Annotated in this window: 9 protein-coding genes; 3 read left to right on the top strand and 6 right to left on the bottom strand. The window is 40.8% G+C overall.

Translation table 11 applies throughout. The annotated features are described in order from the left end of the window. The 3 genes from ACINWC323_RS03265 to ACINWC323_RS03275 all read right to left on the bottom strand — a co-directional run. On the bottom strand, window positions 1-1,110 hold a 1,110-nt coding region (locus ACINWC323_RS03265), incomplete at its 3' end, for an IS256-like element ISAba26 family transposase (protein WP_009506471.1). Window positions 1,111-2,175: 1,065 nt separating this feature from the next. Further along, window positions 2,176-3,687 (bottom strand): hypothetical protein, encoded by a 1,512-nt coding sequence (locus tag ACINWC323_RS03270; protein ID WP_032881673.1) that lies wholly within the window; start codon window positions 3,685-3,687, stop codon window positions 2,176-2,178. Between the two features lie 350 nt (window positions 3,688-4,037). After that, window positions 4,038-4,565 carry a GNAT family N-acetyltransferase gene (locus ACINWC323_RS03275; protein WP_212749675.1) on the bottom strand — a complete coding sequence of 176 codons (528 nt, stop codon included), beginning with the start codon at window positions 4,563-4,565 and terminating at the stop codon, window positions 4,038-4,040. A 168-nt stretch (window positions 4,566-4,733) separates the two neighbouring features. Here ACINWC323_RS03275 and ACINWC323_RS03280 point away from each other — a divergent pair, with 168 nt between their 5' ends. Then, window positions 4,734-6,095 carry a PQQ-dependent sugar dehydrogenase gene (locus tag ACINWC323_RS03280; protein WP_009514783.1) on the top strand — a complete coding sequence of 454 codons (1,362 nt, stop codon included), beginning with the start codon at window positions 4,734-4,736 and terminating at the stop codon, window positions 6,093-6,095. 150 nt (window positions 6,096-6,245) lie between these two features. Then, window positions 6,246-6,686: a hypothetical protein gene (locus tag ACINWC323_RS03285; protein WP_009514838.1), complete on the top strand. Its 441-nt coding sequence runs from the start codon at window positions 6,246-6,248 to the stop codon at window positions 6,684-6,686. A 499-nt stretch (window positions 6,687-7,185) separates the two neighbouring features. Here ACINWC323_RS03285 and ACINWC323_RS03290 read toward each other — a convergent pair whose 3' ends face one another. Next, on the bottom strand, window positions 7,186-7,545 hold the full coding sequence (locus tag ACINWC323_RS03290; RefSeq protein ID WP_005229164.1) for a hypothetical protein: 360 nt from the start codon (window positions 7,543-7,545) through the stop codon (window positions 7,186-7,188). A gap of 248 nt (window positions 7,546-7,793) precedes the next feature. Beyond that, window positions 7,794-8,498, bottom strand: a complete 705-nt coding sequence (locus ACINWC323_RS03295; protein WP_009514643.1) for an FMN-dependent NADH-azoreductase — start codon at window positions 8,496-8,498, stop codon at window positions 7,794-7,796. A 122-nt stretch (window positions 8,499-8,620) separates the two neighbouring features. Here ACINWC323_RS03295 and ACINWC323_RS03300 point away from each other — a divergent pair, with 122 nt between their 5' ends. Beyond that, window positions 8,621-9,472: a LysR family transcriptional regulator gene (locus ACINWC323_RS03300; RefSeq protein ID WP_009514760.1), complete on the top strand. Its 852-nt coding sequence runs from the start codon at window positions 8,621-8,623 to the stop codon at window positions 9,470-9,472. A 70-nt stretch (window positions 9,473-9,542) separates the two neighbouring features. Here ACINWC323_RS03300 and ACINWC323_RS03305 read toward each other — a convergent pair whose 3' ends face one another. Beyond that, the gene (locus tag ACINWC323_RS03305) at window positions 9,543-9,935 is read right to left on the bottom strand and encodes a hypothetical protein (protein ID WP_009514846.1); all 393 of its coding nucleotides are present in this window, start codon (window positions 9,933-9,935) and stop codon (window positions 9,543-9,545) included. Window positions 9,936-10,081: the final 146 nt, after the last annotated feature.

The following is a 10,081-nucleotide window of genomic DNA, read 5'->3' as shown; positions in this document are numbered from 1 at the left end:
TGATGTTGCTAAGTAAATGACCTTCTTTACTGAGTCATCAGATGAAAAGATTTTCCTTTTCTTCGTTGAATGGCGTATTACGCTATTCAACGACTCAATCGCATTTGTTGTATAAATAGCATGACGTATTTCGGCTGGATAGCTAAAGATCGTTCGGATATTTTCCCAATTGGCCCGCCAGGATTCTCCAATTTTGGGATACTGGTGATTCCATTGATCACAGAAGATGTCTAGGGACTTTAAAGCATTTTCCTCTGTACTTGCCTGATAAATCGCTTTCAGACCCGACGTAACAGCCTTGTAGTCTTTCCAGCTTACAAATCTCAGGCTATTGCGTACAACATGCACAATACACAGTTGAATATCAGTATGAGGGTAAACAGAGGCTATCGCGTCAGGAAAGCCTTTTAATCCATCTACACAGGCAACAAGAATGTCCTGTACTCCTCGATTTTTTAGCTCTGTCATGACTGACAGCCAGAATTTGGCACCTTCTGTCTGAGCAATCCACATACCCAGTAATTCTTTTTGCCCATCCATATTGATGCCTAAAGCAAGGTATACGGACTTGTTAATCACATTGGAGTGCTGACGGACTTTGACAACAATACAGTCAAGATAGACAACAGGATAAAGGCTATCTAAGGCTCTATTTTGCCACTCAGTCACTTGCTCAATCACAGCATCGGTAACTTTGCTGATGAGAGATGCTGACACATCGGCATCGTACATTTCTTTGAAGAAGGCTACAATTTCCCTATTAGTCATTCCTTTTGCATACAGTGAGAGGATTTGGTCATCCATACTGGTGATGCGTGTTTGGTGCTTTTTGATAATTTGTGGCTCAAATGAACCTTCTCGATCACGGGGAATATCTAAAGCCAGTTGTCCATCTTGAGTTGTAATGGTTTTAGAACTAAACCCATTACGGCTATTTGAGCCTTTCTTGGGCTGATGCTTTTCATAACCGAGATGGTCTGAAAGTTCAGTATTGAGTGCAGTTTCAATCATGAATTTTTTAAAGACTGCTGTCATTTGGTTTAAGTCTTCTGGTGTTTTTAGACCTTTAGCCAATTCGGCAGCCATACTTTTGATTGTTGCTTCATCCATGTGAAGTACCTTTTGTAATTATCCTCTGAAGGATAAATGAAAATTAAGTACTTACACAAAATTTAGAACAGTCCCGAAAAATGTGGGATTTTTCTATAAATAAAACAATGCTTTATTTTTAGAATTTAACTAATGCCATCTCTACCAATGTTCTTTATAAAAAGAACAGGCATCTAATTAGGTGCCTGTTTGCTTTAACAGGTTTTTGACAGATAGTCTCTGCTGAATTTCCCCATCTCTATCTTGTTCTTATCGCCGTGTTTCTACTTTGTATTGTGTTTCATCATCATCTGTAAGCAATGTCCCATCTGGTTGGATATAAACATGCTGTTCAATCCCTCAGCATCATTGCCACTTTTTTGTATTGTCTATTGTCAACAGTGTAGGGGCGAATACTGCAACCTTTTATAGCAGTAATAAGTCTGTTACGAGGTAGTTGCTCATCATAGAAAGATTCCCCAGTCTCAGGACAAATCATCAAATATATATTTCGAGTATTTTGATTCTTTAAGAAGGCTTAAATTTAAAAATAATAAATATCAATAGTTTATGGTTTTTTTGTGGTTCTGGGTAAATTAAATAAAACCAATACCGGAGTTAGAACTTGGCTTATATAGATGCCCTTTAACTTATCAATAATTTTTACTAATGATTTGGCATGAAATGATGAATAAGAGGGATTAATGTCAATTGTTCATTAATTTACTATGCTAATTTTATTTCAGTTTTAAGGTGGATAGGTTGGGTTGTTGATTTTATCAATGAACTCTATTTAAGCTATAAGGGGTTTAAATAGAGAAGCTTTATTTTGGTTGTAATCATTGCTTTATCTTTCACTGGCTGCTCGAATGCATCAAAAGTAGATCCTGAACTTGATAATATTGCTCATCTCATTTAATTAAACTGAAAATCAGCTTTAAATTGAAATTTTATTGTATTCGGTTCTTGAAGTTCATCATAAATATAAAACTCATAAAAAAGAGAGCCTCTATCAGCTCTCTTTTTAAGTTTGGTTATTTACTACAGGCATAAAACCAAGAAGTTATATTATTCTATTAAAATAAACTAAAACTTCTCTCTCACCCAGCCATAGGCCGCAGCAAAGGGGAGTGCAGTTCTTGCTAAATAAGGGACATGCCACAAACCGCCATGATTGGCATTTTCCATAATCAGCGCTAAAGGATGTTCGAGCTGTGTTTCAGGATTGGTCGCACTCTCTGGATTATTTAAATCATGTACCCAGAGCGCTGCCATAATCGCATTTGTGGTTTCAGGACTAAAGGTTTCAACCTTAAACAGATCTGCACCTGAAAAAGCCGCTTTCAGGATTGGATTCTTCACCACCGAATGGGTGGTGGTAGAGGGCGCAATATTGATCACTGTTTTTTGACCACGCGCGCGGCTACAAATGGCAAACCACTGTTGCAGGCGTTTTGCGAGAGCATAGTTAGGTCCTTGCTCAATCACCATACAATCGGAAATACCATATTTTTGGCCATTATCCGATTCAATCAGCTGCTCAATATTCGACTTAAAAAAATGTCTTAAGGAAATATTGTGAATCGATTTGGTTAGTAACTTTTCAAGCAGTGGACGTTGCTTAATTTTTTGCTGGATCGACTGTACAACCGATGCTGGGATGGCATAAATATCGGTGGGCGTTAGCATAAACATGATACTGCTATCTGCTTTTTGACGACTCACCTGTTCCATGATGCTGATCATGGCGATTGAAACACGCACATGTTTCTCACCATCCAGATACGCAATCCCAGCCAGATCCAGGCTCTGCTCAAATGTAGTTAACCAGTTCGCAATCTCCGGCGTTTGAGTCAGGAGATTTGCACCGAGCTGCTTTTCACCATTTTCCAAGGTCATTTGTGGTGCAATAAGCGTGGCATTGCCTTGTTGAATGGTGCTGGTAATTTTTTGCCAGATTTTTGGATTCGGTAAATCAATCGCGACAATATTGGCACGCCATTTTGCTAACCAGCTTAAAGGCCCGGCTTCTGAGGCGGCACCGAAGAGCACCATGGTACGTGAGGACAAATCAAACCATTCGGGATGAGCCTGTAACAGGCGTAGGGCTTTGGCATGACTAGGTTCGATAATGTGTTGCTGTTCCCAGCAGTCAATCTGCTTAAGTAAGGCTTGGCCTTGCAGTTTCTGCCCGTTAAAGGGGATAAACCAGGGTTCAATGCTAGGGGTGCCTGTTCCTTTGAGCACATAGCTTTCAAAAGGCTGGTCTTTAAAATCGGCCATCGCCTGTTCTAAAGAACTTTGCTGACCAGCACGATGAAAATTAAAGGACTCTTTCGCAGTCTCCAGCCCATGTTGCGCAATCCGTAGAGGATGTTGAACAGAACGAATACCTGTTTTCACCAGTTCTTCAAAATAAACCGGATATTTCTTTCTCCAGTTCTTTTCGGCTGTTAATTCAGATGCATAAGGTGAATCGACACTTTTCAGTGCAGTATATAAGATATTCTTTGCGGTGGCTGTTGTGCTGGGCTTGTTTTTGCCAGATTGAATCGGAAATTGTATTCCATCCATATTTGACGATGATTTATTACTCAATGCGCTGCTCCAATCTACTGAATGCTAAAATTCAAAAAAGTAGAGGGACTCTTTGTCTCATCCATATTTATATTTCCAGCATAAGTCGAAATGATAAAATTAAAAATAGCGGAAATAGGGCAATTCATCACGATTTTGGAACAATATAAAATGGAGAAAAAAGACCAGATCACACATTAAAAATAGTAATTACAGCGGCTTAGATGCAGGGTTTGGCTTAATTCTGTTTGTCCCAGATAGGTAAAATGTTACTTTGGAGGGGCTACAAACACTTTTAACTGACCGTTTAGAGTAAAGCACACATCATATTTTGGCTGAAGTTCATGCAGGACATGATTGCTCGAATCCCTTTAAAGCTTGCATAGCAAATGAATATCTTCAGGCTCGAGTTGCCATAGCTGCTGATCGGGTTTATCCAATACTTCAGCGCCATGTTTTAGATAAAAATCAACAGTTCGTTTACTAGGCGTTGCCGAAATATACAGCTCGTTTCCACCCAGTTCTATTACAGCGTTTTTTGCTGCTCGCATGAGTTGCGCACCTATACCTTGGCCTTGCTGATCGGCATCAACATAAAAGTAGTGCAGAAGTCTGGCTGCGGGATAATCTTGAATGTGTTGATTCGAGACCACGCAAATGCCGACCAGTCTTGCTTGCAGGTTAAAAGCTCCGATGAATGCGGCATGCTCATGGTAGAGTTTTTTTAATTTCGGTGGATCATTCTGTAGATGGTAAGCATCCCAATGTTGTACATCATAAAAGCAGTCGACCAGTTGTAAAGACTGTTGTTTGACATAATTTTGGGTGATCAGTTCTCGCCGATTAATCTGTTGCCAGATCAAGTCAATTTCTGAATATTGAAGTGGTCTTAAAATAATATTGATAGTGTTTTCCTTGTCTGACTATTTATTTATATTTTAACGGCTAAACTATGCTTTAAACAGTTTATTTACATTAGAGACAATCTGTTAAGCAAATCAGCTATACCTCTCCTATAGATCAACTTATGCTATCTGTAGTCATTAAAATAACAAGGAAAATCTCTGATGTCTTTACGGTTGATCTTCTCCCTGACTGGAAGCAGTCTGATTTTGATGTTTTCAGGCTGTACGCCATCTTCAAAATATTCAATTGCCGATAGTTTCGGCCCACAGCCCATTTTACCTAAACCTCAATCCAGCCTGATCCCGACGGTTAATATTGCTCCGGCCAAAGGCTGGCCGAAGGGCAAAATGCCCACTACGGTTGAAGGGCTGAAAGTTCAGGCTTTTGCCAGTGGACTGGATCATCCAAGATGGCTGTATGTATTGCCAAATGGTGATGTGCTGGTGGCAGAAACCGATGCGCCGCCTAAACCGGAAGACAGCAAGGGCATTCGTGGCAAAATCATGAAAATGGTGATGAAACGTGCCGGTTCATCATTACCCAGCGCTAACCGCATCCGCTTATTACGGGATACGAATGGTGATGGTATCGCAGATCAGAATACGGTTTTTCTACAGAATTTGAACTCACCCTTTGGTATGGCCTTGGTAGGAAATATGCTTTATGTGGCCAATACCGATGCGCTGATGCGTTATCCCTATCAGGAAGATGCCACCCAAATCACGGCAAAGGGCACCAAGGTGCTGGATTTACCTGCCGGTCAGCTCAATCATCACTGGACTAAAAATGTGATTGCTAATCCACAGGGAAGTAAACTCTATATCACGGTCGGCTCGAATAGTAATGCTGGAGAAAATGGTCTGGATCAGGAACAGGGACGGGCACAGATTCTGGAATATGATATTGCTACTGCCAAAGTAAGGCCTTATGCAACCGGACTACGTAATCCAAATGGTATGGGTTGGCAACCACAGGGCGGAAAACTCTGGACAGTGGTTAATGAACGGGATGAACTCGGTAGCGACTTGGTTCCAGATTATATGACCTCAGTGAAAGAGGGAGCGTTTTATGGCTGGCCATACAGCTATTATGGACAACATATCGATAAACGGGTCAAGCCACAAAATCCTGAGCTGGTGAAGCGGGCACTTAAACCTGTCTATGCCTTGGGTAACCATACCGCATCTTTGGGGTTGGCATTTTATGCGACCGAACTTATGCCACAGTATCGCGGTGGTGCATTTATTGGGCAGCATGGGTCATGGAACCGAAAACCGCATAGTGGATACAAAGTCGTTTTTGTGCCTTTCCGAAATGGACAGCCTTATGGTCCACCACAAGATGTGCTGACCGGTTTCTTAAGTGAGAAAGGCGAAGCTTATGGTCGTCCAGTGGGAGTCGCGATTGATTTTTCAGGTGCGCTTTTAGTGGCTGATGATGTCGGCAATACGATCTGGCGAGTTTCGCCTGTTGCACAAACCACTTATGAAAGTCCAACGCAAAAGTATCGGCAGAAAAATTAGATTTATGATTTAAATTTTATTTGGCGCTATCTAATCTGTCGTTATTCATATAAAGTTTATAGAAAATACATCTTCATTGTAAAACATTACAAATCTACTAAACTTTTCGTTCCATACTCAGTGGGACATAACAACACCAAGGATAGCGTCATGCCACAGTATTTGCGTATCGCTGATAATATTTACAGGCATTTTGAGGAAGAGAAAAAATTTCATGCTCCGCTGCAAGATTGCCTAAATTTCATTGTTAAACAGTTACGTGAAGAACTTAAAGATACTGACTTAAAATTATTGTATAACTACATCGATTTTGTGGAAGGTTTTCAGGACAGGCCGACCAAAGACCATATTTGTATTGATGTCAGTTTAGTCCCCAACTATAAGAATAAAGATGAGTTTGTGTTGTGGTTAGCAGGATTTATTGAACGTATCACAGAAGGTGGGGTAAAGAGACTGCCACCCATCCATGAAGAAATCCCGGCAGAGTTTACATTTGAACGTGACCTGAGCATTATTCTGGATCAGTTGAAAAACAGTTCCGCTGAACAGATCAAATCCTATTTTGAAAGTGATGAATTTAAGAATAGTTAAATTTAAAAAGCATAGAGTAATCAGATACTGATTATTCTGCTAATTTTTCAAAAGGCTTCTAAGAGGCCTTTTTTTATTGTGTTATTTAAGAACTCATTTTAACTCGCAGATTGCATCGACTACGTTGTTTAAAATTTCGCATCTCGTACATGGTAATAGGAGCTGTGAATCAGCGTTAACCATAAAAACGGGAATAGATAGACGGTTATGTATAGTTTGTGTGACGTATTATGTATTTATAAAATAAAGCGTGATATAAATAGCGCATTAACGATGAGCTTCTTTGATGAATGTCTATATCGTAATCCCATGTTCTTCCCCAAGAGCTTGGGATTTTTTTTATGTGCAAATTAATCTATGGCAGAATGACAAAGCATAGTATGGATCAGGAGGGGAGAAATAAAGGAAAAGGATAAGCAACTGTTGTCGAGTTGAATGAAAGCATCTGGAGAACTGGTCTAAACACGTATCCTCCAAATGAGTTCACTGGTATGAAATATTATTTTTTTTGCTTAAAACGGTATTTGCATTTCAGACAGCGATAGTCCTGAAAAATATTTTTGTCGACCATGACACCTGCCTTTTTACCGAACATATTGCCAATCACGCCCCCTGTGATCCCTGCACTGATCGCACCGACAAAAGTGCCGACCGTACCGCCAACAATCACACCTAAGGGACCAGCAACCGTACCAATTGCTGCACCGATGGATGCACCACCTGCAGCACCACCGACCGTACCTGCTGTCGTTCCTGCGGCTGTCAGTAACACACCACCTGTAGTTTTCAGTAATTTGTCATGATTACGTGTTTCCACTTCGGTCGAACCACATTTCGGGCATAGTATAGGTTTGTCCATAAAACTATCCTGTTTTGTCTATTGATAACGACATTCAGTGTATTGAGCAATTGCCGATAGCACTGGGTCAGGCTCAATTCTAGCTGATCGCTGCAATAAGTATTTATAGTTCATGTAAATACTTTTACCCTTATCCTGACAGCCCTGTTTTGAAGCTTTTGAGTTCACAGTAGAACTGCGGAAGAATAAGGTGAGAGAGGAGTCCTTATTCTTCAGTAAAAATAATAGGCTATGCAACCTAAGCCAGATTAGCTCAGTGCTGCAGCGTTGGCTTCGATCGTTAGCTCTAATTCCTGACCCAGTTCGAGCGCAATCTGTTCGGCTTTGGCATAAGCATCAGCGACAGACTGACGATGTCGATCATCCGCAAATTCCTGATATTCAGAGGCAATTTCATAAATTTTGTCGACCCCTAAATATTTGCTGACGGTATGCAGATGGGGCACCAGATGGCTCATCTGGGCTCTGATTCCACCTTGTTCAAAACCAAATTCACCACTTGAGGTGATAATCAGCAAGGTTTTACCAGATAAGGTTGGCTGTAAAGGAAAATCACCTCGTGCAAGATCAAAATCAAAGGTCTTGTTTACCCGGGCAATTTGGTCAAACCAGGCTTTGAGTTGAGCTGGCATGCCATAGTTATACATCGGTGATGAAATAATGATGAGGTCAGCAGCCATAATTTCAGCAATCAACTGATCAGAGAGCTTGAGTATGTCGTGTTGTTGCGCCGTTCTATTTTGTTCTGGGGTAAATGCAGCTCCCATCCACTCCTGAGTAATAAAAGGCGGTGAATTGATACCGACATCACGATAGATATATTCATCTATGGCGTATCGTGTTTTCCAGGTCTGGATAAAGTGATGGGCAATGTTTTTGGAGATGGAATTATGGTTCGGGTTGGGATTGCTGGCCGCACGGATACTGGCATCGATATGTAAAATGGTACTCATGTGATCGGACTCTACTGCGTTCAAGATGACACCATTCTGGAATGATACAGAGCGCTAGACAAACGAATAAATCACAGCTATAGATGATTTTAAGTCATCTATTATTTCTATAGGAGCGTGGCATGCAAGTTTCTTTACAGGCATTAAAAGCATTTGAGTCAGCCGCGCGTTTAGGTAGCTTTAAACTGGCGGCTGAGGAACTTTCACTGACACCGACAGCGATTTCACATCATGTTGCCAAGCTTGAGCATCGGCTAAGCGTTGATTTATTCCATCGCGAAGTCAGAAAAATTGTACTCACCGAAGTCGGTGCAAAATTCGCGAAGCAGATTTCAGAGGGATTTAGAAGCATTGAGGAGGCAGTAGAGCAGATCAGTCTGGCAAGTCATGTGGTGAACGTGACCACGACTTCATCTTTAGCGGCTTTGCTTTTAATACCAGCCCTGCATGAATTTTCTTCGATCCATCCCAATATATCTGTAGAGGTTTCAACAGGGGAGAGCTTGGACAATCAAGTTTATTATTTGCCTGTACGTTTGGGCAATATTGCGTCTGTACCTGCCTCAGAGATTATGTGCTACGAAACATTTAATCTGTTCGGCCGAGCACAGCTTGATCTGCTTACTGCTGGCGAAGAACCGATGCTGATTTTTACTGCAACGTGGAAAAACAAGGCATTGGCTGCGCCACCTCTGGAGGAATGGTGTGCGCTAAATGGCATAGCGTCGTCAAATATTATCGTGAAAACTTTTGATCAGGAGCTGTTTGGTATTCAGGAAGCACTGGCTGGCAATGGATTTGTGTTTGCTTCGACCACCTTAATGAACCGATTGCTGAAACTGAACCAGCTCCAGCAATACCAGACCAAACCCATCCAGTCCGAACTATGTTATTACATCCCGAATAAAGAAAAAGTGAGCAATCGTAACACTCGCGATCTGATGGAGTGGCTGGAACAAAAATTAAATGAATGATTTCGGTTCAACCCCCCATATTTGATGATTGCTCATCAATGACTGCGTTTAAACCCGTCACAGTCTGAATTCAAGGCAAGAAGGTTTCTTGTAAATAACTCCACAACATTTTGCCATCAATTTCTTCAATCAATGCACAAGAACGACGAATCAGAATACCTGAATCTTTGGTATGTTTTTCGGTGTAGGTGAGTACGATCGCATCAGGTTTTTGCATCAGGATCTGTTCATCATAGATTTCAATCTGGATATCTGGCATCTTGCCCTGATTGTTGGCAAATAGGCCTTTCACTTGTTCGAAAGAAATACGTTTACCGGCCGCACCGACCATTTCAAAATGATCCGCAAAATAGTTAATCAGTTGGGGAAGGTCTTGTTCTGAGTGTTTGCCGCTAAAAATTTTTTCGATCAAGACGTGCATGCTATGGATGCTTTCGATTGCCTGTTCTTTGTTAAGAGCCATGTTCATTTCCATTGAAAATTAATTATCTCGTGTTATTTTAAAACAAAAATAAATGTAAAATTCAATATCATTTTAAAATAAATTTGGGTTTCTTCTCTTGGGGATGAATCTACATTTAATCTATTTATTTAAAGAATAGCTATTTT

This window comes from Acinetobacter sp. WC-323, assembly GCF_000314615.1.
Taxonomy (GTDB): domain Bacteria; phylum Pseudomonadota; class Gammaproteobacteria; order Pseudomonadales; family Moraxellaceae; genus Acinetobacter; species Acinetobacter courvalinii.
This window is presented reverse-complemented; position numbering and strand designations above follow the sequence as displayed.

Excerpts from the sequence above, each read along its gene's own strand:
- ACINWC323_RS03280 (WP_009514783.1), top strand. The coding sequence starts at position 4,734 with ATGTCTTTACGGTTGATCTTCTCCCTGACTGGAAGCAGTCTGATTTTG.
- ACINWC323_RS03285 (WP_009514838.1), top strand. The coding sequence starts at position 6,246 with ATGCCACAGTATTTGCGTATCGCTGATAATATTTACAGGCATTTTGAG.
- ACINWC323_RS03290 (WP_005229164.1), bottom strand. The coding sequence starts at position 7,545 with ATGGACAAACCTATACTATGCCCGAAATGTGGTTCGACCGAAGTGGAA.
- ACINWC323_RS03295 (WP_009514643.1), bottom strand. The coding sequence starts at position 8,498 with ATGAGTACCATTTTACATATCGATGCCAGTATCCGTGCGGCCAGCAAT.
- ACINWC323_RS03300 (WP_009514760.1), top strand. The coding sequence starts at position 8,621 with ATGCAAGTTTCTTTACAGGCATTAAAAGCATTTGAGTCAGCCGCGCGT.
- ACINWC323_RS03305 (WP_009514846.1), bottom strand. The coding sequence starts at position 9,935 with ATGGCTCTTAACAAAGAACAGGCAATCGAAAGCATCCATAGCATGCAC.